Annotated in this window: 19 protein-coding genes and 3 tRNA genes; 17 read left to right on the top strand and 5 right to left on the bottom strand. The window is 64.2% G+C overall.

Annotation, left to right across the window (positions count from 1 at the left end):
- Window positions 1-299: 299 nt before the first annotated feature.
- The 9 genes from AB6724_RS15930 (at window position 300) to AB6724_RS15890 (ending at window position 8,175) form a co-directional block, all read left to right on the top strand.
- Entirely contained in the window at window positions 300-707 is a 408-nt protein-coding gene (locus tag AB6724_RS15930; protein WP_369339504.1) for a hypothetical protein, read from the top strand.
- 327 nt (window positions 708-1,034) lie between these two features.
- Window positions 1,035-2,312, top strand: a complete 1,278-nt coding sequence (locus AB6724_RS15925) for a TolC family protein (protein WP_369339507.1) — start codon at window positions 1,035-1,037, stop codon at window positions 2,310-2,312.
- A gap of 52 nt (window positions 2,313-2,364) precedes the next feature.
- Window positions 2,365-3,579, top strand: coding sequence for an efflux RND transporter periplasmic adaptor subunit (locus AB6724_RS15920; RefSeq protein WP_369339503.1), 1,215 nt, complete (start codon window positions 2,365-2,367; stop codon window positions 3,577-3,579).
- A gap of 4 nt (window positions 3,580-3,583) precedes the next feature.
- Window positions 3,584-6,673, top strand: coding sequence for an efflux RND transporter permease subunit (locus tag AB6724_RS15915; protein WP_369339502.1), 3,090 nt, complete (start codon window positions 3,584-3,586; stop codon window positions 6,671-6,673).
- A gap of 14 nt (window positions 6,674-6,687) precedes the next feature.
- Window positions 6,688-7,020, top strand: coding sequence for a P-II family nitrogen regulator (locus AB6724_RS15910; RefSeq protein WP_369339501.1), 333 nt, complete (start codon window positions 6,688-6,690; stop codon window positions 7,018-7,020).
- A 138-nt stretch (window positions 7,021-7,158) separates the two neighbouring features.
- A tRNA-Ala gene (locus tag AB6724_RS15905) sits at window positions 7,159-7,234 on the top strand.
- Window positions 7,235-7,271: 37 nt separating this feature from the next.
- Window positions 7,272-7,347 (top strand) — tRNA-Glu (locus AB6724_RS15900).
- Between the two features lie 48 nt (window positions 7,348-7,395).
- Window positions 7,396-7,472 (top strand) — tRNA-Asp (locus AB6724_RS15895).
- Window positions 7,473-7,557: 85 nt separating this feature from the next.
- A complete protein-coding gene (locus AB6724_RS15890) occupies window positions 7,558-8,175 on the top strand; it encodes a LuxR C-terminal-related transcriptional regulator (protein WP_369339500.1) in 618 nt (205 codons plus the stop codon).
- A gap of 26 nt (window positions 8,176-8,201) precedes the next feature.
- Here AB6724_RS15890 and AB6724_RS15885 read toward each other — a convergent pair whose 3' ends face one another.
- The 5 genes from AB6724_RS15885 to AB6724_RS15865 form a co-directional block, all read right to left on the bottom strand.
- On the bottom strand, window positions 8,202-10,535 hold the full coding sequence (locus AB6724_RS15885; RefSeq protein WP_369339499.1) for an ATP-binding response regulator: 2,334 nt from the start codon (window positions 10,533-10,535) through the stop codon (window positions 8,202-8,204).
- A gap of 139 nt (window positions 10,536-10,674) precedes the next feature.
- Window positions 10,675-12,396, bottom strand: coding sequence for a hypothetical protein (locus AB6724_RS15880; protein WP_369339498.1), 1,722 nt, complete (start codon window positions 12,394-12,396; stop codon window positions 10,675-10,677).
- A 56-nt stretch (window positions 12,397-12,452) separates the two neighbouring features.
- Window positions 12,453-13,595, bottom strand: a complete 1,143-nt coding sequence (locus AB6724_RS15875; RefSeq protein ID WP_369339497.1) for a GGDEF domain-containing protein — start codon at window positions 13,593-13,595, stop codon at window positions 12,453-12,455.
- 104 nt (window positions 13,596-13,699) lie between these two features.
- Window positions 13,700-14,458 carry a 3-hydroxyacyl-CoA dehydrogenase gene (locus AB6724_RS15870; protein WP_369339496.1) on the bottom strand — a complete coding sequence of 253 codons (759 nt, stop codon included), beginning with the start codon at window positions 14,456-14,458 and terminating at the stop codon, window positions 13,700-13,702.
- A gap of 249 nt (window positions 14,459-14,707) precedes the next feature.
- Window positions 14,708-15,256, bottom strand: a complete 549-nt coding sequence (locus AB6724_RS15865; RefSeq protein ID WP_369339495.1) for a phasin family protein — start codon at window positions 15,254-15,256, stop codon at window positions 14,708-14,710.
- Between the two features lie 76 nt (window positions 15,257-15,332).
- Here AB6724_RS15865 and AB6724_RS15860 point away from each other — a divergent pair, with 76 nt between their 5' ends.
- From AB6724_RS15860 to AB6724_RS15825, 8 genes are all read left to right on the top strand, one after another.
- Window positions 15,333-15,461, top strand: a complete 129-nt coding sequence (locus AB6724_RS15860) for a hypothetical protein (RefSeq protein WP_369339494.1) — start codon at window positions 15,333-15,335, stop codon at window positions 15,459-15,461.
- 144 nt (window positions 15,462-15,605) lie between these two features.
- A complete protein-coding gene (locus tag AB6724_RS15855) occupies window positions 15,606-16,076 on the top strand; it encodes an acyl-CoA thioesterase (RefSeq protein ID WP_369339493.1) in 471 nt (156 codons plus the stop codon).
- A 233-nt stretch (window positions 16,077-16,309) separates the two neighbouring features.
- On the top strand, window positions 16,310-17,530 hold the full coding sequence (pncB, locus tag AB6724_RS15850) for a nicotinate phosphoribosyltransferase (RefSeq protein ID WP_369339492.1): 1,221 nt from the start codon (window positions 16,310-16,312) through the stop codon (window positions 17,528-17,530).
- 112 nt (window positions 17,531-17,642) lie between these two features.
- The gene (locus AB6724_RS15845; RefSeq protein WP_369339506.1) at window positions 17,643-19,034 is read left to right on the top strand and encodes a sodium:proton antiporter; all 1,392 of its coding nucleotides are present in this window, start codon (window positions 17,643-17,645) and stop codon (window positions 19,032-19,034) included.
- Window positions 19,035-19,139: 105 nt separating this feature from the next.
- Complete coding sequence (locus AB6724_RS15840; protein ID WP_369339491.1) at window positions 19,140-20,117, top strand: 2-hydroxyacid dehydrogenase; 978 nt, start codon at window positions 19,140-19,142, stop codon at window positions 20,115-20,117.
- A gap of 139 nt (window positions 20,118-20,256) precedes the next feature.
- Window positions 20,257-20,664, top strand: a complete 408-nt coding sequence (locus tag AB6724_RS15835) for a tautomerase family protein (RefSeq protein ID WP_369339490.1) — start codon at window positions 20,257-20,259, stop codon at window positions 20,662-20,664.
- 376 nt (window positions 20,665-21,040) lie between these two features.
- On the top strand, window positions 21,041-22,561 hold the full coding sequence (locus AB6724_RS15830; RefSeq protein ID WP_439329882.1) for a DNA recombination protein RmuC: 1,521 nt from the start codon (window positions 21,041-21,043) through the stop codon (window positions 22,559-22,561).
- Complete coding sequence (locus AB6724_RS15825) at window positions 22,558-23,751, top strand: MFS transporter (RefSeq protein WP_369339488.1); 1,194 nt, start codon at window positions 22,558-22,560, stop codon at window positions 23,749-23,751. Before AB6724_RS15830 ends, AB6724_RS15825 begins: the two co-directional genes overlap by 4 nt.
- Window positions 23,752-23,805 lie beyond the last annotated feature (54 nt).

The raw sequence follows: 23,805 nt of genomic DNA, 5'->3' as shown, positions 1-23,805 counted from the left end.
GGGGTCGCGGGTTCGAGTCCCGTCCACTCCGCCAGATTCAGCAAAGCCATCCGCTTACGCGGGTGGCTTTTTTGTTTGTGGCCTAGACTTGCATGCTCCTGACTTTCTAGCAAGATACCCTTGCCATGCAAGTGCTATGGCGATAGGCTATCGTTCACATTTGTGCGAAAACATGACGAAATTTTTCCATTGCGGGAACTTTTGTCACAGACATGGACACCACTTGTCTGCATCGGCCGCCTGGTTTGATGCTGGCATTCCATTCACTTCGCAGCCTGTTGCAACCACGCTTTTGTCTCATGCGCCCGGCATCGTCTTTTCTGCTGTCATTGCTGCTGTTTGCCGCCATCGTGGGCGTGCAGATCGCCGTCATGTGGCCTGCGCAGGATGCGGTGACCGTGGCGTACATGCAGGAGGCCGAACCGCGAGAGTACGGCGTGGATGTGCTGCAGGAATTCGAAGAAGACGTGGAGGAGGATGCGGTGGAGTTTTCCATCCACCGCCCGCACCGCGCCGCCGAGGTGAATACGGCGCAAGAAGATCGCAATGAACTGTTCGGGCCGCCCGAAGCCGTCGTCGTCGGCGTGGCCCATGTCTGGGTGCCTCCACACGCGCATGTGGCGCATCCCACCTTCCCCTGGCCGGAGAGCATGTTGCGCCCGCCCAGTATGGGCCTGCCCCAGGCAGGCCAGCTCCAGCGCGTCTGATGCCTCGCGGCCTCAGGTCTGCACGCTGAGCTGTATTTCCTGACTCCTGCCGACGTCCTGGCCTGATTGGCCCGGATGTGCTTGCCATGGGCCTGGCCTGTTGGCGCATGACAGGCGGCTTCGTCATCGGTGCGGAGCGCCTGGCTCCTATTTCGGCATATGCGCGCGCTTGCGCCGCGGCGTGCCTGCAGCGAATCCACTTCTTTCTCACTTTATCTGCCCCCATGAGGGCAGCTGTGTTCCATGTCCTATAGAACCATGGCGTCGGCTTTTCTGCCGACCAGAATCGGTGCGCAGGGCGGTGCCCCGTCGTCGCGCCTTGCGAAAATTGCAGTGTTTGGACTCTGTCTGAGCGCAGGTCTGTGCGCGCAGGCCCAGCAGGCCGCGGATTCCGCAGCCATTGCCGGCACTGGCGCGCACGCCGCCGGTCCGGGCCAGCCCAGGCTGAGCCTGGCGCAACTGGTGCAGACCGTGCTCGACAACAACCCCGAGTTGCGCTCGGTACAGCAGTCCAGCGTGACGGCCCAGGCCGCGGTCGTCAGTGCTGCAGCCCTGCCCAATCCCAAACTGGAGTGGAGCCGGGGCGACAACCGGGCGCGCCTGGCATCGGCCACACCCGGCAGCGTCCAGACCATGGGCATTTCGGTGCCCATAGAGATGCCCGCGCTGCGCAGTGCCCGCGTCGAGGCTGCGCAGGCGGGGCAACGCGCATCGGCGCACCAGATCGCGGCAGCGCGCAATGCGCTGGTGGCCCAGGTCAAGCTCAAGGCTTATGAGGTAGTGCTGCGCGAGGCCCAGGCCCGGGCCGCGCACGATGCCGTCAAGCTGCTGGAGCAGGTGCACGAGCGCGTGCGCGTGCGCGTCTCGAGTGGCGAGGCCGCGCGTTACGAAATCATCAAGGCGGATGCCGAGCTGATCAATGCGCGCCAGCAGGAGCAGTCGGCGAAGCTGCTCGTGGAGCAGTCTCAGCTCACGCTCAATCGCCTGGCGGCAGGCCATCTGCCGACGCGCTTCGATCTGGCGCTATCCTTGCAGGACGGCGTGGACCCGGCGAGGCTGGAGAACATGGCCTGGCAGACCCATCCCGAGCTGCTGCAGCTGCAGTCCGAGGTGGACCGGGCCGAGGCCCTGAAGCAGGGCGCCAAGGCCGGCCGCTGGCCCGGGTTAGAGCTGCGCTACGCCCAGACCCGCGAGCCCGATATCCGCAACAACACCGTGGGCGTGACGGTGCAAATCCCCTTGTTCGATCAGCGCCGGGGTCCTATCGACGAGGCCGCTTCGGAGGCCGAGCGCGCGCGCCTGCGCCTCGAGGGGCGCCGGGCCGAGCTCGAGCAGCAGATGCAACAGGCCCGGAAGGTGCTGGAGATGGCCCAGGTGCGCACCAAGGCCTTGAGCGAGGGTGCGGTGCGCGAAGCGGAATCGGCGCTGCGCGTGGCCGAGGCCGCCTACCGCTTCGGCGAGCGCGGCATTCTGGATGTGCTCGATGCCCAGCGGGTGCTGCGCGCCGTGCGCGCCGACCTGTTGGAGGCCCGCTACCAGCTGCAGTCGGCCCGCATCGAGCTGGACTTTCTGGCGGGCCGCTATGCCGAGGCGGCCGCCATTTGAGGGCGATGCCGCGCGCCGTTTCACCCCGTCCCATCTGTTTCACATATCTTCTATGTCCTCCCAACACATCTCTTTTCTGGCGGGCCGCACTCGTCCCGCAACCCTGGTCCTGTCCTTGGCCACGGCCGGCCTGATGGCGCTGAGCCTGACCGCATGCGGCAAGAATGAAGCTGCTGCCGTGCCGGCCACGGCCGAGAGCCGGGCCGATCTCGATCCCATGGAAGTGCTGGTCTCGGCCGATATGGCCGGCAATTTCAAGACCGCACCGGTGGCGCTGGCCGATATGGCTTCGCTGCAGGAGATCGCGGGCCGCATCGAGGCCAATGAGCGCAAGGTCACCCGCATAGGTGCGGCCGTTACCGGTCGCGTGACCGAAGTGCTGGCCGAAACCGGCGACCGCGTCAAGCCGGGCCAGGCCCTGGCGCGCGTGGCCAGCCCCGAGCTGACCACGGCCCAGCTGGCCTATATGCGCGCCAGCGCCAATGCGGCGCTCGCCGAGCGCTCGGTGGAGCGTGCGCGCCAGCTGATCGCTGCGGATGTGATCGGCTCCGCCGAGCTGCAGCGTCGCGAGTCGGAGGTGCAGATCGCCCATGCCGAGCTGCGCGCCGCGGGCGATCAGCTCAAGCTCATGGGGCTGTCCGGCGATGCCTTGACGCGTCTGCGCGGCCAGGGCAGTGTCGCGCCCAACGCGGCCATCACGGCTTCCTCGGCCGGCATCGTGATCGAGCGCCAGGTCAGCCAGGGCCAGGTAGCCCAGCCCGGCGATCCCCTGTTCACCGTGGCCGATCTCTCCGAGGTCTGGGTGGTGGGCGCCCTGCCCGAGCAGATGGCGCGCAGCGTGCAGGTGGGCCAGAGCGTGCAGATCGATGTGCCTGCACTCGGCCTGTCGGCGGAGGAGGCACCGATCTCCGGCAAGATCATCTACGTGGGCGACACCGTGGCGCCCGATACGCGCACGGTGACCATACGCACCCAGGTGGACAACAAGGACGGAGCGCTCAAGCCCCAGATGCTGGCCACCATGAGGATTCTGGGCCGCATGGAAAAGACGCTGGCCCTTCCCGCCGCAGCGGTGGTGCGCGAGAACGACAAGGACCATGTCTATGCGAAGAAGGCCGAGAACCACTATCGCCTGACGCCGGTGGAGCTGGGCGCAGCCAGCGGCGGCCAGCGTCCCGTGCTCAAGGGCTTGAGCGAAGGTGCGCAAATCGTGGTGGACGGTGCTTTCCATCTGAACAACGAGCGCAAGCGCGCCGAGCTGGAGTAAGCCCATGATTAGCTCCATGATTCGCGCCGCGCTATCGCAGCGGCTGGTGGTGATCGTGCTGGCTCTGGTGATGTGCGGCTTCGGTCTGCGCGCCGCCATGAACCTGTCGGTGGATGCCTTCCCCGATGTGACCAATGTGCAGGTGCAGATTGCCACCGAAGCCCCGGGCCGTTCTCCCGAAGAGATCGAGCGCTTTGTGACCGTGCCGCTGGAAATCTCCATGACCGGCCTGCCGGGGCTGGTCGAGATGCGCTCGCTCAACAAAAGCGGTCTGTCCATCATCACGCTGGTGTTCTCCGACGAAAGCAATGTGTATTTCGCACGCCAGCTCGTCACCGAGCGCCTGATCGAGGTCACGCCGCGCATGCCCGAGGGCATTGTGCCGGTGCTGGGCCCGGTTTCCACGGGCCTGGGCGAGGTCTATCAGTACACGCTGGATCATCCCGACGACGGTCAGCGCGCGCTGACGCAGGCCGAACTGACGGAGCGCCGCACCATTCAGGACTGGGTGGCGCGCCCGCTGCTGCGCTCCATTCCCGGCGTGGCCGAGATCAACTCGCAAGGCGGCTATGTCAAGCAATACCAGGTGCTGGTGGATCCGGGCCGCCTGCGCCACTACGGCCTGACGGTGCGCCAGGTGGTGCAGGCCGTGGCGGACAACAATGCCAACGCCAGCGGCGGCATTCTGCCCCAGGTGACGGAACAGTATCTGATCCGCGGCGTGGGCATGATCCGCTCTCTGGAGGACATCGCCAACATCGTGCTCAAGGAGCAGGGCGGTGTGCCCGTCTATGTGCGCGATGTGGCCACCGTGCAGATCGGCGCCGAGGTGCGCCAGGGCGCGATCATCAAGGGCGGCTATACCGAAGGCGTGTCGGGCATCGTGCTCATGATGCGCGGCGGCAATGCCAAGGAGGTCGTGACCCGTGTGAAGGAGCGCGTGGCCGAGATCAACGCCAAGGGCATGCTGCCCGGCGGCCTGCAGATCGTGCCTTACTACGACCGCACCGACCTTGTCGATTCGGCGCTGTGGACCGTGGGCAAGGTGCTGCTGGAAGGCATTTTCCTGGTGGTGGTGGTGCTGTTCATCTTCCTCGGAGACGTGCGCTCCAGCCTGATCGTCGTGGCCACGCTGATCATCACGCCGCTGACGACCTTCATCCTGATGAACAGGTACGGCATCTCGGCCAATCTCATGTCCCTGGGGGGGCTGGCGATCGCCATCGGCCTGATGGTGGATGCCACGGTGGTGGTGGTGGAGAACGTGTTCCACAAGCTGGGCCAGGCCGGCAGTAGCCAGGGCGAGCGCGTGCGCACCGTGCTTTCCGCCACGGCCGAGGTGGCGACGCCCACCATCTTCGGCATTGCCATCATCGTGCTGGTGTTTCTGCCGCTGATGACCTTGCAGGGTATCGAGGGCAAGATGTTCGGACCGCTGGCGCTGACGATCGCGATCGCGCTGGCCATCTCGCTGGCCGTGTCGCTGTTCCTGTCGCCGGTGCTGTGTTCCTACTTCCTCAAGGGCGGAGCGGATCACGACACCCGGTTGATTGCCTTTCTCAAGCGTCACTATCTCAGGCTGCTGGAGGCCGCGACCTCGCGCAACCGCCTCACGCTGGCTCTGGCCGTGGCCCTGCTTATAGGCTCGCTGGGTCTGTTCCCGCTGCTGGGCAAGTCCTTCATGCCGACCATGAAGGAGGGTGCCCTGACGCCGCAGATCAACCGCGTGCCCAGCATTTCGCTTGAAGAATCCATACGCATGGAAATGGCCGCCATGAAGGAGGTGGCGCAGGTGCCGGGCGTGAAGTCCGTGGTGTCCAAACTCGGTCGCGGCGAATCGCCAGCCGACCCCGCGGGCCCCAACGAGTCCGACCCCATCGTGCTGCTTGATCCCGAGTCGGACCGCAGCCAGGATGAGATCGACGAGGACATTCGCCAGCGTCTGTCCAAGATTCCAGGCGTGCAGATCGTGCTGTCGCAGCCGATTTCGGAGCGCGTTGACGAGATGGTGACGGGCGTGCGCTCGCAGCTGGCCGTCAAGGTATTCGGCGACGAGCTGGAGGAACTCAAGCAGGTCTCCGAGCAGGTGGCGCGCATCCTGAAGAGCGTGCCCGGCAGCACGGACATCCGCGTCGAGCGCCTCTCGGGCCAGCAGGCCTTGACCGTGGACATCGACCGCAAGGCCATGGCCCGTCACGGCCTCAACGTGGCCGATGTGCAAAGCGTGCTCGAGTCGGCGATCGGCGGCAAGGATGTGACCACCTTGTACGAAGGCGAGCGCCGTTATGCGGTGAGCGTGCGCTTCCCCGAGGCCTTCCGCGGCTCGCCCGAAGCCATCGGCGCCACCTTGCTGAGCACGGCCACCGGCGCCCAGGTGCCGCTCAACAGCGTGGCCAGGATCGAGCTGGTCGACGGGCCGGCCCAGATCAGCCGCGAAGGCGGCAAGCGCCGCGTGGTGGTGGGGGCCAATGTGGAGGGACGCGATCTTGCGGGCTTTGTGGCCGAGGTCGAGCAGCGCCTGCAACAGGAAGTGAAGCTGCCCGATGGCTATTACTTCAAGTTCGGCGGCCAGTTCGAGAACATGGAGCGCGCCATGGGCACGCTGCAGGTGATCGTGCCGCTGACCATCGCCGCCATCTTCTTCCTGCTGTTCCTGCTGTTCAACTCGGTCAAGCTGGCCGCGCTGATCATCCTGGTCCTGCCTTTCGCCTCCATCGGCGGCCTGATCGGCCTGTTCGTCACCGGCGAATATGTGAGCGTGCCGGCCTCCGTGGGTTTCATCGCCTTGTGGGGTATTGCCGTGCTCAACGGAGTGGTGCTGGTCACCTGCATACGCAAGCTGCGCGAGGACGGGCTGGACGTGGCCCAGGCCGTGCGCGAGGGCTGCGTGCAGCGCTTCCGCCCGGTGATGATGACGGCCACCGTGGCCCTGCTGGGCCTGGTGCCGTTCCTGTTCGCCACCGGGCCGGGCTCCGAGGTGCAGCGCCCGCTGGCCATCGTGGTGATCGGCGGCCTGATCTCTTCCACGCTGCTGACCCTGGTGGTGCTGCCCACGCTGTACCGCTGGTTCGATGAAAAGCCTACCGAGGCTTGATCACCTGAAAGGAAATGACGATGAAAGAAATCCGCGCCATCGTGCGCCCCAGCCGACTGGAGCGCTTGCGCGAGTCGCTGCGCGCCATTCCCAATTTTCCGGGCGTGACTCTTTTCAAGGCGGAAGGCTTCACCGCGCCGGCCGCAGTGGACAAGCGATCGGTCAAGGAGGAGCTGACCGACTTCTCGGACAAGCTCATGCTCTGCGTGATTGCGGAAGATGCCATGGTCGAGCCCATACGGCAGGCCATCTTCACCGCCTGCGGCACGGGCCAGATCGGCGACGGCCTGGTCTGGACCGTGGAGATCGCCGAGATGCACCGCATCCGTGACGGCGGCACGCTCTAGGCGCCGGCGCAGCGAAGAAGAGAGTTTGAGCCTCTCTTTTTCGCCGGGCATGCAAAAAATGCCGGCCGGCGGAAAAAGCATGTCCGGGCCTGTGCTACAATTTTTGTATTGCAGCAATCAAGCGATTGGTTGCTCGAAGGGGGTATAGCTCAGCTGGGAGAGCGCTTGCATGGCATGCAAGAGGTCATCGGTTCGATCCCGTTTACCTCCACCAAAGATTTTCGGAAACGAGAAATCGGTTCTTAGGTTTTGACCCTATCGTCTAGAGGCCTAGGACATCACCCTTTCACGGTGAGTACCGGGGTTCGAATCCCCGTAGGGTCGCCAAGTTTGAGGCACTTGTCGCTACAGCGTAGTGAGCAAAGCTTCCTGCCAGGAGTGGTAGTTCAGTTGGTTAGAATACCGGCCTGTCACGCCGGGGGTCGCGGGTTCGAGTCCCGTCCACTCCGCCAATACCTAGAAACCCGTTGATTTTTCAACGGGTTTTCTTTTATCTTCCGAGGCAGGCGGAGATGACAAAAAAGAAAGCTGGTCCCGATGCGAGTGCTGCTGGTTGATGACCATATCGTGTTGCGCGATGCCTTGGTATTGCTGCTGACACAGCGCTTTCCTCAAGCCAGCTTCCGCTGTGCCAGCACTCTGGCCCAGGCTCGCGACGCTCTGGCCACGTTTATTCCCGACCTTCTGCTGATCGATCTCTCCCTGCCGGATTCGCAGGGGCTGGAAGCCCTGCTCGTGCTGCATGAGATGGCGCCGCAGGCCAGAGCCGTGGTGGTTTCGGCGGATGACCGGTCGGAGACGATTTATGCTGCGCTGGATGCGGGCGCGGCAGGCTTTCTGCACAAGGCGACGGACAGCGTGGAGTTCGTCGAGGCGCTGCAAAGCGTGATGGAAGGCCATGTGGCGCTGCCATCGTCGTTTGTGGAGCGCCCCGCAGCGGTCTCTGCCTCCGATGTGCTCGGCCTGTCCCCGCGTCAATGGGAGGTCCTGAAGCTGGTGCTGCAGGGCAAGCCCAACAAGCTGATCTGCCGCGATCTCGATCTCTCGGCTTCCACCGTCAAAACCCATCTGTCCGAGATCTATCAGCGGCTCGGCGTACGTTCACGCACCCAGGCCATCGTGGAGGTGGTCCGCCGGGGCGTCAAAGACGTCTGAGCCTGGCGTCGAACCAGGACTGCGCTTCAGCGCAGGGACCGCAGCTCCAGGCTCAGGGCCTGCAGCAGCTCCTCGCTGCCAAAGGGCTTGTGGAGTACGGCAATGCCTGATTGCTCCTGGCGCGCCAGCTGATCGGGCGAGGTGTTTCCCGTCACCAGCAGGGCTGCGATCGGCATGGGGGCGCTCGCGCGCAACTCCATGATCAGCTCCAGTCCGTTCCCGTCGGGCAGCAGCGCATCGCTGACGACGAGGTCCGGCCAGTCCTGCGTAGCCAGCATATGGGCCTGCAGGTCTGCGGCGCAGGCAAAGGCCTTGAGCCGCGCCTGCCATCGTATGAGCTGCAGGGCCAGCGTCTCGCGCACGGTGTCGTTGTCCTCGATCAGCCAGACCGTGCGGCCACGCAGAATGGCGGCGTCGGCAGCCGGCATCTGGTGTGCTGTGCGCGGACCTGAGGCATTGGTCAGGGCCAGTGTGATCCGGAAGCAGCTGCCGCGCCCTGGCTGCGATGCGAGTTCCAGAGCATGACCCAGCTGCAGGGTGGCATGGCGCACAATGGTCAGGCCAAGGCCCAGTCCCTCGGATGCGATACGGCTGGGGTTATGCAATTGCACAAAAGGCTCGAAGATGGCTTCCCGAGCATCTGCGGCAATGCCGGAGCCCGTATCCCAGACGCATAGCCGCACCTGTCCGGATGATGGGCGGGTTCGTACTGCCACCAGCACGCCGCCGCGCTCCGTATAGCGGATGGCGTTGTTCACCAGATTGCGCAGTATCTGTTCCAGCAGAACGGCGTCGGACAGGACGCTGTGCGGGGTCGGCCGCATGCGCAGGTCCAGACCTTTGAGCTGTGCATGCGATGACTCGTGAGCCAGCACGGCTTCGAAAATGTCCTGCAGGCGCACGGGGCTGGGTTTGGGTGGTTTGCGGTCGGCGCCGTCGAGCCGCGAGAAGTCGAGCAGATGCTTGAGCAGGTCCTCCATGGCCGACACGGCGCGTCCCAGCCGCGCAAACAGGTCCTGGACCGCAGCGCTGGAAGCGGTCTTCGCCATCTCCTGGCTCAGCAGGCCCAGCAGCAGGCTGACGCTCACCAGCGGCTGGCGCAGATCGTGGCTGGCGGTGGCTATAAAGCGGGTCTTGGCCGCATTGGCGGCATCCAGATCCCGGGTGCGCAGGGCGACCCGCGTCTCCAGGCTGCGGTTGAGCTGGTCCACCTGGGCCATGGCGTCGAACAGGCGCAGCAGCAGAAGGCCAGAATAGCCGCACAGCACCAGGGGCAGCACGCGCGTGAGCGCGGGTGAATGCGTGATGGGTAGCCAGCCCAGGAGCTGAAACGCAAAGTCATGCAGGGCTGCGAAAAAAATGGTCAGCAAGCATGCGCACAGGGCCCAGTGCGTGAAATCTCTGGCCGAGCGTGCCGCTGCCACCACCAGCTGTATCGAGCGCAGGTTCACCACGGCAAGCACCGCATACGCAATGATGCGTGTGGTCGGCAGCCACGACGCAGGTAGGCAAGTCACCAGCACGGGGATGGCGCAGAGCAGACCCCAGAAGAGTCTGGGCCGGGGGAGCAGGCACTTGAAACGCAGGCAATGGGCATAGGCCAGCAGCAGCGCTCCCATCCAGATCATGGCTGCGAAGACGAATTTCTCCATCCAGTCTATGGGCCAGCCCAGCAGGTCGCCGTAGAACACATAGTTGCGTACGCTGCTGATGAATCCCAGTGCGCCGAACAGGCCTATGGCATGTTCGTGTGGCTGACGCCAGGCCACGGTCAGCAGAAGCGCGGCCAATACGGCGGCGGCGAGATTGAGGTGCTGGACCAGCTCGTGCTCCCACCACATGGCGTGAGCGTAGGCGCGCTCCATCAGATAGGTGGGCCCGGCTTGAAGGCTCGATAGGCCGCCGCGATGGCTGTATTGCAGCTTCAGTTGGAGCTGGTTGTCACCCGCGCGCAGCAGCTGCGGCGGCAGGCGGATCAGACCTGGCGCAGGCACCATGCGCTCCTCGGGCGGATGCATGTCAATCAGCGTCCCGTTGAGGTAGATCTGGTGCGCAGGGGATAGGCGATCCAGCTCCAGTGCCCAGGGGATGTCGGGTACCGCGTCAAGGCGCAGTGTCAAGCGGTATTCGCCACTGCCGCCCGATGGCTTGCCGCGCAAGGCCCAGGTGTCGGGCAGCGTGACCGGCGTCCAGGGTTCGGTGTCGCTGCTGCGGAATTCGGCATGGTCCAGCACCTGTATGCCGGCAGATTCGGCGTGGGTGGCACCGGACAGGCCGAACCACCAAGCGCCAAGCAGCCAAAGCGTGATCCTGGAGCAGGCATGCAGGCCGCGGTACATGGCGAGGGCGAACATGCGCATGGTGGTAAAGGATGGAAGGCTACCGATCCGAAAGGCAATCGCCAGCCCATTCTAGCTCCGGCGATCTGGCGGCCAGCCGCATGAAAAACAGGCGGCGGGCCCGAACGCCACACCGCCTTGGGCTTGACTGGGCGATGGTCTAGGGCTTGCCTATGGACACCGAGAAGAAGCGATTGCTGATGTTGGTGTCGGCCCGGGTGGTCAGAGTCATGCCGCCGAAGGGAAGCTGTACCGTGCCGCTGCACGAGCCCGTTCCCTGTCCGCCGGCTCCCGTGCAGGCGTTTCTTGCGCGATAGCGTGTGCCGTCAAAGGGGATGTTGTAGGTCAGCGTATCGGTGTGGCCGTCCGAACCGAAGCTGCGGGTCACCACGCCGCTGGCACTGTCCACGGTGGCAATCGTGTTGGTGTCGTCCGGCTGTGGAACGACTCCGGTGGCGTTCAGCATGACTTGCCAGTAGGACGAGGTATCGCCCACGGCCGGCAGTGCCAGCTTTCCCTTGGAAACCATTGCCGCAATGGCGGGGTTGCTGAGATCGGTGCTCTGGGCCAGCAGCATGGTCTTGCCGGAGCTGTTGCGGAAGGCAAACACCCGGTCCGAAACGCTGCCCTGCTCGGTGTAGTCGAAACCGCCGTTGGGGTTTGCGACCAAGGTGCCTTTGGCAGTGCTGTCCGGGACGCAGGCATTTGCGCCGGACGGGCAGTTGTGCGACAGGCCATTCACACCGTCGGCAGAGAACTCCGTGTCGCCATAATCGCCGACCTGCGTGTCGAAAGATTGGGAATAGCCCACACGGTTGTAGCTGCCCGCCAGTGCTGCGAGGGAGAGGTTTTGCTCGGGAACGGCTATGGCCGCAGCTCCGCTCAACCCCGAACCCGTCAGCATGAACGCCGCACCGGAGCGCGATACGAGAATGCGTGTGGTGCTGCTGTTGACGGTGACGGTGTAATCGCATGCAGAGCCGGTCAGCGCCTGGCCGCCAATCGTCATGGCGGCGACATCCACGTCCAGCGTACCGCTCCCGCTGCCGGAGATATTGACGTAGCGCAGCTTGCCGGTCTTCAGGCCCGGGCAGTCCGATGCGGCGGGCGCCAGGGCGGTGTTCATGACCGATGACAGGCCTTTCGTGTCACCCAGCTGGCTGCTGGTGGCGACTATGGCGGTGAGGTCGGAGAGTTGCGAGCCGGCTTTTTTCAGCATGTCCTGCAGCTTGTCGAGCACTCCGTCATATCCGGTACCGCTGCCGGCCAGGAGGGCTCCGCCCACAATATCGCCGGCCGAGGAGGTATCGACGCCGGCTGCCGTCAAGGCTTGCAGCAGCGCCGTCTGTGCGGCGGCAATGTCGGACGGATTGACCTGCGTGCCGGAACCGAACGCATCGGCGAAAGATTTCGGGCTGCTGCCCGCGAATTGCGCGATCAGCAGTTCGCTCAGGGGGGTGATATTGGCCGTGGCGCTGGAGGCCTGGCCGGAGCCGCCGAGAATCGAGTGCAGAGTGGTGCCGCCGCTGCTGGCGCTCAGCACGCAAGGCAGAGCGCCGTCGTTGATGCTCGCGATATAGCTGCCGTCAGGCCCGGCTGTGGCTGTGCCGGACCCTGTGGCACATATTGCGTTGATGGCGGCGCCCCCCATGGCGGCGCCCGTGGCCGCCGTGCCCGAGATCTTCAGGGTCGAGGTTTTTGGCTGTTCACCACCGCTTCCGCTTCCGCTTCCGCCGCCGCAAGCGACGAGGGCTGCAGGCAGCACAAGGGTGGTAACAACGCGTGCAATGGTGGTCATCTGAGGTTTCATGTCTTCTCCCTGCTCAAAGGTTGGTTTGGGCCGGATTATTGAAACGAGCGTCAGGTGCGCGCTATCGGCCATGTGGCCGATGGGTTGGGTTGGCTACATGTGTTTACATTCTTGGATGTATTGCCCTCTTACAAGGCAATAGACCGGTTGCGGCCGCTGGCTTTGGCTTGGTACAGAGCCATGTCGGCGCGCTTGAGCAGGTTGCCGAAACCCGTATCTCCTGCGGCGGCCGTGGCCACGCCGATACTGGCCGTATAGGCGGGAAGATCCGGCGCACGGTGCTGCTCCAGGGCCTGGCGAATGCGCTCGGCGGCCATCCAGGCGGCAGCGCCGTCGGTCTCGCCAAGCACCACGACAAACTCCTCGCCGCCGTAGCGGCCCAGCGCATCGCCGCTGCGCAGAAGGGCGGCGATCAGGGTCGTGCACTCCTGCAGCACCTTGTCGCCGGTCGGGTGGCCCCACCGGTCGTTGATGCTCTTGAAACGGTCGATGTCGAGCAGCAGCACGGAAAACGGCCTGCCATAGCGCGTCCAGCGCGTCCATTCCCTTTCGCCGGCCTGGAACAGAGTGCGCCGGGTGAACGCTCCGGTCAGGCTGTCGTGTGAAGCCTGGTGTTCGAACTCGTAGCGCACGCGCTCGCTGAGCATCAGCAGTCCGCCGATGCTCAGCAGCAAGGCGGCCAGGTGGAAGCTGACTGCATAGAGCTGTTGCATGGGCATCTGCATGACACGTGTCGAGTCCGGTGCATCCAGCCAGAAGGTCGTGGCGGCGCGCAGCATCGATACGCCGCACAGTGTGGCGAGGACGATCACCGAGAGCCGGCAGGAGAAGCCTTTTCCGTGGCGCTGCAGCAGCCGCGCGTGCGCGAAAGCGCACACGGCCATGCTGCCCGCAAACAGCATGGTGCGCGCGCGAAAGTCCGGCTGGAAGCAGTAGAAATAGCTCATGGCTGCGAGCAGTGCGGCACCGCCTGCGGTCCAGCTGCGCCATGGGCATGACTGGTGCCAGAAGCGCAGGCTGCCGAAATAGAACAGGCCTAGTCCGCTCATCAGCAAGGCGTTGCCGGCGAGCATGACGACAAAGCCTGGCAGCCGCTGGTCCAGGCTGAAGAAGACGGTGGAGGCTGCGCACAGCAGCGGGGCCATGGACCAGGCCGGCACGCCGGGCATGGCGACCGGCAGATTGCGGCGCACACCCCACAGAACCATGGTCATGACGGCACAGGTGAGGCCGGCGACATAGATGATGGAACGCGGGTCGACATGCGGCATTCGCTTAAGTTTGCAACAAATCAATACAAATTGTTGTCAAACATCTTCAAAAGCGAAAGGCCTGCGCGATGGGCAGGCCTTGGCTTTGCCGCGAGCGGCCGGTATCAGCGCGGTGCGAGGCGGATGGCGCCGTCCAGGCGAATCACCTCGCCGTTGAGCATGTCGTTTTCCAGAATCTGCTTGACCAGCTTGGCGTAGTCCTCGGGCTTGCCCAGGCGGCTGGGGAAGGGCACGCTGGCTGCCAGCGCATCCTGAACGTCCTGCGGCATGGTGAACAGCATGGGCGTGCCGAAGATGCCGGGAGCAATCGTCATATTGCGAATGCCGCTGCGGGCCAGATCGCGCGCAATCGGCAGCGTCATGCCGACCACGCCGCCCTTGGACGCCGAATAGGCGGCCTGGCCGATCTGGCCGTCGTAGGCGGCCACGCTGGCCGTGGAAATCAGCACGCCGCGCTCGCCCGTGCTCTCGGGCTCGTTCTTGCACATGGCGTCGGCCGCAAGGCGAATCATGTTGAAGGTGCCGACCAGGTTGACCATGATGGTCTTGGTGTAGACGCCCAGGCTGTGCGGGCCGTTCTTGCCCACGGTCTTTTCGGCGGGCGCGATGCCTGCGCAGTTCACCAGGCCCGCGAGCTTGCCCAGGCTGACGGCCTTCTCGACAACGGCCTGTCCGTCGGCTTCATTGCTGACGTCACAGCGCATATAGACGCCGCCAATTTCGCGTGCGACGGCTTCGCCCTTGTCTGCATTCATGTCGGCAATGACGACCTTGCCGCCGTTGGCGGCCAGCATGCGTGCCGTGCCTTCACCCAGGCCCGAGGCGCCGCCCGTCACGATGAACACGCGATCCTGAATCTGCATGGACTGTCTCCTGAAATATGACGTTAACGTAAACGTCAATTATGCATGCTGCCCGCCGACTGCCGACCTGAGGAAAGCGCGCATAAAAAAAAGCCCGGACCAAGAGGGCCGGGCTGTAAGGGATCCATGAAACGGGGGTTTCAGGAGGATCCAAGGAGACAACTTGCGCAAGGTCGATATCGACCTGACATGCTGGTAATTATAGGGTAAACCCTGGATTTATGCCAGCCATGTCAAAAAACCATGTGCTTAACGCTTGGCAGCGGTGCCGGCCTTGACGGCTTCGGCCGCAGTCTTGGTGGCCGCATTGAAGTTGGCTTCGGCCGCATCGGAGGCCTGCTTGACGGCCTTCTGCACGGATTCGAAAGCGTTGTTGGCGGCAGAGACGGCGCTCTTCATCATGGCGACCGCGGATTCGGAGCCGGCGGGAGCGCTCTTGGCCGTGGTTTCCAGCAGGGTGTTGAAGTTCTTGCGGGCTTCGACGGACTGGGTTTCCAGAGCCTTGTTGAACTCGGCAGCGGTGCTGCTGGCAATGTCGTACAGATGGCGGCTGTAGGAGGCGGTCTTCTCGGCCAGAGGCTGGAACAGACCGGCTTGCAGAGCCAGCAACTCCTGAGCATCCTTGACGCTCAGCACGGCCTGGGTGTGCTGGGCAGCTTCGTTCAGGGCCGCACGCGAAGCGGTCACATTCAGCTCCACCAGCTTTTCCACGCCTTCGAAAGCTTTGCTGGTCAGGCCGAACAGAGTTTCGATATTGGCTTTGTGGGCGCTCAGGATCTGGTCAGGGGTCAGGCTCATTTCAATTCTCCAAAATTACGGATCTAACAAAGGGATCGGACCGGAGGAAACATCTGCTCTGACATGAGCACCCGCCTTGAGCGATATGCATGTTGCAGCGCAGCATGAAACTGATTGTGAAAGAGTTTTTTGGGGAATGCAAGCATTAAATTGCTGCGGTGCAACAAAAAATTCATATGCTTATTGGGTTTTTGCAGGTTATTGATTTGAAACAGTTTTTTATGTCGGATAAGCGACATGAAACGACCCGGAAATCGCTCCCTGGCCACTGCTGCCAGTTCTGGCGGCAGTGGCCGGAGCTGTCCCGAAGGCGCAGGCCGCGAGCCGGCAGTCCCGGCACAATGAGCACATGCCTATCAGCCCCAGCCAACCCGTGCGTGCCCAGCCGCAGCAACGCGGCGCCTATCCCATTCTGCGCCAGATCAGCACGCGCTGGTCGGACAACGATGTCTATGGCCACGTCAACAATGTCGTCTACTACAGCTGGTTCGACACGGCCGTGAACGCCTATCTGATAGAGCAAGGGGCGCTGGATATCCATGGAGGGCAGACCATAGGCCTGGTGATAGAAACCCAGTGCAATTACTTTGCGCCGCTGGCCTTTCCGCAGACGGTTGAGGCCGGCATTCGCGTGGCGCATATCGGCAGCTCCAGCGTGCGCTACGAGGTGGGCCTGTTTGCCGCTGGTGAAGCGCAGTCGGCGGCCGCCGGACATTTTGTCCATGTCTATGTGGACCGCGAAACGCGCCGGCCCGTGGCGCTGCCGGTTGCGCTGCGTGCGGCGCTGGAGCCCTTGCGGGTGCTGTCGAGGCAGGGCTGAATCCATTGAATTGATAGCTACAGACGCTTGACTTTCAATGATTTGAGGCTTGTTTGATGCTGGTTCTGGGGCGCGGCGCTGAAGCCCCCAAGCTGCCTTTGGCGGTAGGGGCTTGCAAGAGCCGTGAGCATTGTGGAATCGCCTACACTCGTAGACCGACTGCTGCTGGCGGCCCTGCGTGCCGTGCCGGCTTTTTTCCCTGATTGAGCGGACCGCCTGGCCCACTGTCGTCCATGATCATCACCAGCCTGCTAGACACCGACCTGTACAAATTCACGATGATGCAGGTGGTGCTGCACCAGTTCCCAGGCGCGCAGGTGGAATACCGCTTCAAATGCCGTAATCCGGGCGTGCAGCTCGCGCCCTATGTCAACGAGATCCGCGAGGAAATCCGTTCGCTGTGCAAGCTGCGCTTCCAGGATGCTGAGCTGGCCTATCTGCGCTCGCTGCGCTTCATCAAAAGCGATTTCGTGGATTTCCTGAGCCTGTTCCAGCTCAACGACAAATACATCACGCTCACGCCGCTGCCCAGCGGGGAAATCGATATCACCATCAAGGGCCCGTGGCTGCACACCATCTTGTTTGAGATTCCGGTGCTGGCCATCGTCAACGAGGTGTATTTCCGCAACAGCCAGCCCGTGCCCAACTTTCTCGAGGGGCGCAAGCGCCTGGAGGAGAAGATCGCGCTGCTGCAGCAGCCGGGGCTGGAGCCGCTCAAGATTGCCGATTACGGCACGCGCCGGCGCTTTTCCAAGGCCTGGCATGAAGAGGTGCTGCGCGTGCTCTGCGCCAGGCTCGGGCATGAAGGCCCGGAGCGCAAGCCCGGCCAGCTGGCGGGCACCAGCAATGTGCTGTATGCGATGAAGCTGGGCCTGATTCCGCTGGGCACGCTGGCCCACGAGTATCTGCAGGCCTGCCAGTCGCTGGGCCCGCGCCTGCGCGACAGCCAGATCTTCGGCTTCGAATCCTGGGCGCGCGAGTACCGCGGCGATCTGGGGATTGCGCTGTCCGACGTCTACGGCATGTCGGCCTTTTTGCGCGACTTCGATCTGTACTTCTGCAAGCTGTTCGACGGCGCGCGCCATGACAGCGGCGATCCGTTCGACTGGGGCGAGCGCCTGATCGCCCACTACAAGGCCAACAAGATCGACCCGCTGACCAAGGTGCTGATCTTCAGCGACGGCCTCACGGTGCCGAAGACGATAGAGCTGTTCCAGCGCTTCAACGGCCGTTGCAAGCTGGCTTTCGGCATAGGCACGAATCTGACCAATGATCTGGGCAGCCCGCCCGAGCATGTGCCGCTGCAGATCGTGATCAAGATGACACGCTGCAACGGCCAGCCCGTGGCCAAGCTCTCGGACACGCCGGGCAAGAGCATGTGCGACGACGAAAAATATCTGGCCTATCTGCGCCAGGTCTTCGATGTCGCGCCTGTGGCCGCGACAGCGGCCTGAATATCCAAGACACAAAAGAAAGAGCAGGCCAGACCTGCTTCTCAGCAAGGACGACGGAGGCAAGCCCTTGAACAGCAATCAATCGAGGATCAAGGCCGCGGCAGCTGCGGCCATGGCTCTGGCCGTGGGCAGCGCGCAGGCCGCGCAAATGGATGGCGCGGCGATGTCCGTGGCCTGGGGCATGCCGTTTGTGGGCATGCTGCTGTCGATAGCCCTGGTGCCGCTGTTTGCGCCCCACTTCTGGCATCACCACTTCGGCAAGGTGACGGCGGGCTGGGCCCTGACGTTTCTGCTGCCGTTCGCGCTGTTCTTTGGCTTCGATGCGGCGGCCTCCAACCTGCTGCATGCGCTGCTGGGCGAGTACCTGCCGTTCGTGATCCTGCTCACTGCCCTGTATACGGTGGCTGGCGGCATCTATGTACGCGGCAATCTGAGCGGCTCGCCGGCCCTGAACACCGCGATTCTGGCCATAGGCGCGGTGCTGGCCAGCTTCATGGGGACCACGGGCGCTTCCATGCTGCTGATCCGCCCCTTGCTGCGTGCCAATGACAACCGCCGCCATCAGGCCCATGTGGTGGTGTTCTTTATCTTCATCGTCTCCAACGCCGGCGGTGCGCTTACCCCGTTGGGCGATCCACCGCTGTTTCTGGGCTTTCTGAAGGGCGTGGACTTCTTCTGGACCGTGCGCCATGTCTGGGGGCCCATGCTGTTCCTCACGCTGGCGCTGCTGGCCATCTTCTATGTGCTGGACCGGCGCCTGATGGGGCAGTCCGGCGAGACCGAGCTGCCGGACCCCACGCCCAGTCTGGACGCGACCGGAGCGCAAAGCCGCCTGGGCTTTGAGGGCGGTGTGAACTTTGCGCTGCTGGCCGTGGTCGTGGCGCTGGTGCTGATCAGCGGCATCTGGCGCACGCCCGCTGGCCTGGAGCTGGCCGGCGTACACCTGGGCCTGCCGGGGCTGCTGCGCGATGCGGGCCTGATTGCGGTGGCGCTGCTGTCGCTCAAGCTCACGCCCAGGAGCGTGCACGAGGCCAACGAATTCGGCTGGGGCCCCATGCAGGAGGTGGCCAAGCTGTTTGCGGGCATCTTCCTGACCATCATCCCGGTCATCGCCATGCTCAAGGCCGGTGTTGACGGCCCGTTCGGTGCCGTGGTGCGAGCGGTCACCCATGCCGACGGCACGCCCAATCCGGCCATGTACTTCTGGGCGACGGGACTGCTTTCCTCCTTCCTCGATAATGCCCCGACCTATCTGGTGTTCTTCAATACGGCCGGCGGCGAGCCTGCGCATCTGATGACGGAGATGGCGCTGACCCTGACCGCGATTTCGGCAGGCGCCGTGTTCATGGGGGCCAACACCTATATCGGCAACGCGCCCAATCTCATGGTCAAGGCGATTGCCGAGGACCGCGGAGTCCGGATGCCGGGCTTTTTCGGCTACATGCTCTGGTCGCTCGGCATTCTGGTGCCGCTGCTGATCGCCATCACGCTGATCTGGTTCTGAAAATGAGACCACCCCTGAGCCGCTGCGCGGCGGCCCTGGCAGGCCTGCCGGCATGCGCTCGGAACCGTGGATGACTACCGCGCCCCATACCAAGGAGAGAACGATATGCACAGCAAGCCCCGTATTCTGATTGCCCGGGCCATTTCGCCCGAAGTGGTAGAGCGCCTGCAGCAGCACTTTGACGTCCAGTCCAATCAGGAGGATGTGGTCTGGTCGCCCCAGGAGCTGGCGCAGCAGTTGCAGGGCAAGGACGGCGTGCTGACCACGGGCTCGCAGCGCATCGATGCGGCGCTGCTGTCGGCCTGCCCGCAGCTGCGCATCGTGGCCAATATGGCCGTGGGCTACAACAACTTCGATGTGCCGGCGATGACGACCGCCGGCGTGCAGGGCACGAACGCCCCCGATGTGCTGACGGAAACCACGGCGGACTTCGGCTTTGCGCTGCTCATGGCCACGGCCCGGCGCATCTGCGAGAGCGAGCACTATCTGCGTGCCGGCCAATGGAAGGACTGGCGCTACGACCTGTTTGCGGGTGCCGAGGTGCATGGCTCCACGCTGGGCATCATCGGCATGGGCCGCATAGGCCAGGCCATCGCCAGACGCGGCGCCCATGGTTTCGGCATGAAGGTCATCTACCACAACCGCTCGCGTCTGGATGCCGCGCTGGAAGCCGAATGCCAGGCGCGTTATGTGGGCAAGCAAGAACTGCTGAGCAGCGCAGACCATGTGATGCTGGTGCTGCCCTTCACCCAGGAGAACCATCACACCATAGGCGAAGCCGAGCTGGCCCAGATGAAGCCCACGGCCACGCTGATCAATATCGCACGTGGCGGCATCGTGGACGACGCGGCCCTGGCGCGGGCGCTGCGCGAGCGGCGCATTGCGGCGGCGGGCCTCGATGTGTTCGAGGGCGAGCCTGTCGTGCATCCGGATCTGCTCACCGTGCCCAATGTGGTGCTGACGCCCCATATCGCCAGCGCCACCCAGGGCACGCGATCGGCCATGGCGGGCCTGGCGGCCGACAATCTGATCTCCTTCTTCGCGGGCAAGGGGGCGCTGACGCCCGTCAATCGGCTTGCCTGATGCGTTTTCATTAGGTCGGCTCTCGTCACATCAGTTTGAGGGCGGATGCGTGATCTGAGTGCTTTTTCGGCTTTGATAATTTCTGCCCGCCCGGCGCTTGAGCGCACGGCGGGCTTTTTCTATTTCAAGCGAGACAGCAATGCCTTTTATCCGCACCAGCGTCCACAAGGACACCACGGCCGCCCAGCGCCAGGCCATCGTCAACGGTATTCATCAGGCCCTGATCGACGGCATAGGCATGCCGGCCGATGAGCTGTTCAATATGGTTGACGACTATGACGAGCAGAAGTTCTTCTTCAGCCGCACTTTCAACGGCTACCAGCGCTCGGAACGCGTGGTGGTGGTCGAGATCACCATGCGCCGCGGTCGCAGCGATGCCATGAAGCGCGCCCTGTACGCGAATATCGCCGCCAACCTGGAAAAGAATGCGGGTGTGGCGCCCAACGACGTGTTCATCTTCACGCACGAGAACGATTACTCCGACTGGTCCGTGGGCGGCGGCAGGTTCGCCATGGCCATCGCCCAGCAGGTGGGCCCCAACGCCTGAGGCCTGGCGTTTCACTGTCGCCAATTGCACAGCCCGCAGCATCTGTTTTGATCCGCTTGCTTTTGCCCGGCCTTGCAGCACCGATAATTTGCGAGCGCGCAAGTGTCTGCAAACTTCGGCGCGCATCAAGCTTGTGCCACCGCGCCGCCCATCGGGCCGTGAGGTGCATGAAGAATCGGGGAAATGGCTGATAGCGCTTACTCTGCAAGCGCTATCAGCTATGAAAACAAGAGTGTGAAAGGCTGGCTGAACGGTGACTACCTGGGGGCTTGGATTGGCGGCAGCGGTCGCCTTGGTCGTGGTCTTGCTGCTGGTGCTGCTGTGGTGGCTGCTCGGTCTGCACCGTCAGCTGCAAGCCGCATTCGGGCCCGAGTCCATGCGCCTGCAGGCCCAGCTGCTGCAGGGCATGCAGGCGCTGGACCTGAGGCTGCAGCAGCTCGAGCGCAGCAGCCAGACCACGCAGATGACGGTGGCCAAAAGCGATGGCGCCCTGGATCGGGTCACGCTGCAGGTGCAGACCCAGCTGGCCCAGGCCCAGCAGGATGCGCAGGCCGCAAGGCGCGAGCAGGGCGCGGCGCTGGCCGCGTTTCGTGAAGAAGTCGCGCAGCTGGCCACGCGCCTGACCGCGGACAGCCAGCAGGCGCGCGCCGCGCTGGCGCAAAGCAGTGCCGAGCAGACGGTCCATGTGCAGCAGCGGTTCGAGGCCCTGGCCGAAACCACGCGCGGCACGCTGGATTCGCTCAAGGGCGACATCCAGCAGCAGCTCAGCCATATGAGCACCAGCATGGGCGCGGCGCTCAAGGACCAGCTCGGCGGCCACGGCGAGCAGCTGCGCCATCAGTTTGCCGTGCTGCAGGACGCGGTGAGCCAGCAGCTGGGCGCTCTGGCCCAGGGCCAGCAGACCACGGCCGAGCAGCTGCGCGGCACGCTCAACGAGCGCCTGGCCACCATCCAGAGCGACAACGCCGCCAAGCTCGAGGAAATGCGCCGCACCGTGGACGAGAAACTCCATGCCACGCTGGAGCAGCGCCTGGGCGAGTCCTTCAAGCTGGTCAGCGACCGGCTGGAGCAGGTGCACAAGGGCCTGGGCGAGATGCAGACCCTGGCCGGCAGCGTGGGGGACCTCAAGCGCGTGATGACCAATGTGAAGTCGCGCGGCACCTGGGGCGAGCTGCAGCTGGGCTCCATCATCGACAATGTGCTCACGCCCGAGCAGTACGCGCGCAACGTCAAGACCGTGCCGGGCAGCGACGAGCTGGTGGAGTTCGCGATTCGCCTGCCGGGCCGCAACGACGAGCAGCCGGTCTGGCTGCCCATAGATGCCAAATACCCGGTGGAGCACTACCAGCGCCTGCAGGATGCGCAGGACAGCGCGGACCGCGCGGGCATCGCCGCGGCCGGCAATGCCTTCGAGAGCTCCATCCGCGCCGAGGCCAAGAAGATCGCCAGCAAGTACATCGCTCCGCCGCACACCACGGACTTTGCCGTGATGTATCTGCCCACCGAAGGCCTGTTTGCCGAGGTGCTGCGCCGCCCGGGTCTGGTGGAGGCGCTGCAGAACGAGAGCCGCATCGTGGTCACCGGACCGGCGAATCTGGCAGCCATGCTCAGCAGCCTGCAGATGGGTTTCAAGACGCTGGCGATAGAAAAGCGTTCGTCCGAAGTCTGGGGCGTGCTGGGCCAGGTCAAGACCGAGTTTGCCAAGTTCGGCGAGGTGGTCGAGGCCACGCGCAAGTCCATCGATGCGGCCGCGCGCAAATTCGATCAGGTCGGGGTGCGCACGCGCGCGATTCAGCGCCATCTGCGCAATGTCCAGGCCTTGCCTCAGCCCGACGGAGAGGCCGGCGGCCTGCCGCTGTTTCCGGCCGTGGCTCAGCCCGAGGATGAAGAGGAATGAACGCGGCGCTGCTGCGACTCATACTCGCCCAGATTTCGATTCACGCCTGCATGACGGGCATGCGCATGGCAACGCCCTTGCTGGCGCTCAAGCAGGGCTATAGCGCGGCAGCGGTGGGCATGCTGCTGGCGCTGTTTGCGCTGACCCAGGTCTTTCTCTCGCTGCCCGCGGGCCGCTATGCGGACCGCCACGGTCTGAAAAAGCCCTTGTTGCTGAGCGTCATCGCGGCATCCTGCGGCGCCGGTGTGGCCGTGCTCTTTCCCAGCTATGCGGCGCTTTGTCTGGGCGCGCTGCTGACGGGCGGTGCCGCGGGCGCGGCCATCATCGCGCTGCAGCGCCATGTGGGCCGATCGGCCCACAGCAAGGAGGAGTTGCGCAAGGTCTTCAGCTGGCTGGCCATAGGTCCGGCGGTCTCCAATTTTCTCGGGCCGTTTTTCGCGGGCCTGCTGATCGACTATGCGGGCGGGCAGGAGGCCAGCCTGACCGGCTTCAGGGCGGCCTTTCTGCTGCTGGCCCTGCTGCCCGTGGCGGCCTGGTTCTGGGCGCGCACGGTGCAGGAATTGCCGTCGCCCGAGACCTCGCCCGGCGGCAAGCAGAGCGCGGCCTGGGATCTGCTGCAGAACCAGGGCTTCAGGCGCTTGTTGCTGCTGAACTGGGCCTTGTCGTCCTGCTGGGATGTGCACACCTTCGTGGTGCCCATCCTGGGGCATGAGCGCGGCCTGCCGGCTTCGGTCATCGGCAGCATTCTTGGCGCTTTTGCGATTGCGGCTGCCGTCATCCGCCTGCTCATGCCCGTGCTGACGCGGCATCTGAGCGAGTGGGTGGTGGTGATGGGGGCCATGCTGGGCGCATGCGTGCTGTTTCTGCTCTATCCGCTGATGCCCGATGCCTGGAGCATGGGTGGCTGCTCGGTCTTGCTGGGCCTGGTGCTGGGCTCGGTCCAGCCCATGGTGATGAGCATGATCCACCAGATCACGCCCGCGGACCGCCACGGCGAGGCTCTGGGCCTGCGCATGATGGCCATCAACGGCTCCAGCGTGGTGATGCCGGTGCTGTTCGGCTCGATAGGCGCCGTGGTCGGGGTCTCGGTGCTGTTCTGGGGGGTGGGGGCCATGGTCGGGGCCTCGTCGCGCCTGCCCTGGCTGATAGGGCGCGAAGACATGCCCGGCGCGGAGTGGGAGCCGCATTAGCGAGGCAGCGTGACACAAAAAAGAGCGTCCGGGGACGCTCTTTTTGATTCAGGG

Origin of the sequence: Comamonas guangdongensis, from assembly GCF_041079535.1 — a bacterium.
Taxonomy (GTDB): domain Bacteria; phylum Pseudomonadota; class Gammaproteobacteria; order Burkholderiales; family Burkholderiaceae_C; genus Comamonas; species Comamonas guangdongensis.
This window is presented reverse-complemented; position numbering and strand designations above follow the sequence as displayed.

Excerpts from the sequence above, each read along its gene's own strand:
- AB6724_RS15890 (WP_369339500.1), top strand. The coding sequence starts at position 7,558 with ATGCGAGTGCTGCTGGTTGATGACCATATCGTGTTGCGCGATGCCTTG.
- AB6724_RS15875 (WP_369339497.1), bottom strand. The coding sequence starts at position 13,595 with ATGCCGCATGTCGACCCGCGTTCCATCATCTATGTCGCCGGCCTCACC.
- AB6724_RS15910 (WP_369339501.1), top strand. The coding sequence starts at position 6,688 with ATGACGATGAAAGAAATCCGCGCCATCGTGCGCCCCAGCCGACTGGAG.
- AB6724_RS15840 (WP_369339491.1), top strand. The coding sequence starts at position 19,140 with ATGCACAGCAAGCCCCGTATTCTGATTGCCCGGGCCATTTCGCCCGAA.
- pncB (WP_369339492.1), top strand. The coding sequence starts at position 16,310 with ATGATCATCACCAGCCTGCTAGACACCGACCTGTACAAATTCACGATG.
- AB6724_RS15920 (WP_369339503.1), top strand. The coding sequence starts at position 2,365 with ATGTCCTCCCAACACATCTCTTTTCTGGCGGGCCGCACTCGTCCCGCA.
- AB6724_RS15835 (WP_369339490.1), top strand. The coding sequence starts at position 20,257 with ATGCCTTTTATCCGCACCAGCGTCCACAAGGACACCACGGCCGCCCAG.
- AB6724_RS15930 (WP_369339504.1), top strand. The coding sequence starts at position 300 with ATGCGCCCGGCATCGTCTTTTCTGCTGTCATTGCTGCTGTTTGCCGCC.
- AB6724_RS15870 (WP_369339496.1), bottom strand. The coding sequence starts at position 14,458 with ATGCAGATTCAGGATCGCGTGTTCATCGTGACGGGCGGCGCCTCGGGC.
- AB6724_RS15855 (WP_369339493.1), top strand. The coding sequence starts at position 15,606 with ATGCCTATCAGCCCCAGCCAACCCGTGCGTGCCCAGCCGCAGCAACGC.
- AB6724_RS15915 (WP_369339502.1), top strand. The coding sequence starts at position 3,584 with ATGATTAGCTCCATGATTCGCGCCGCGCTATCGCAGCGGCTGGTGGTG.
- AB6724_RS15830 (WP_439329882.1), top strand. The coding sequence starts at position 21,041 with ATGCGCCTGCAGGCCCAGCTGCTGCAGGGCATGCAGGCGCTGGACCTG.
- AB6724_RS15845 (WP_369339506.1), top strand. The coding sequence starts at position 17,643 with ATGGCTCTGGCCGTGGGCAGCGCGCAGGCCGCGCAAATGGATGGCGCG.
- AB6724_RS15885 (WP_369339499.1), bottom strand. The coding sequence starts at position 10,535 with ATGCGCATGTTCGCCCTCGCCATGTACCGCGGCCTGCATGCCTGCTCC.
- AB6724_RS15880 (WP_369339498.1), bottom strand. The coding sequence starts at position 12,396 with ATGGCCGATAGCGCGCACCTGACGCTCGTTTCAATAATCCGGCCCAAA.
- AB6724_RS15865 (WP_369339495.1), bottom strand. The coding sequence starts at position 15,256 with ATGAGCCTGACCCCTGACCAGATCCTGAGCGCCCACAAAGCCAATATC.
- AB6724_RS15825 (WP_369339488.1), top strand. The coding sequence starts at position 22,558 with ATGAACGCGGCGCTGCTGCGACTCATACTCGCCCAGATTTCGATTCAC.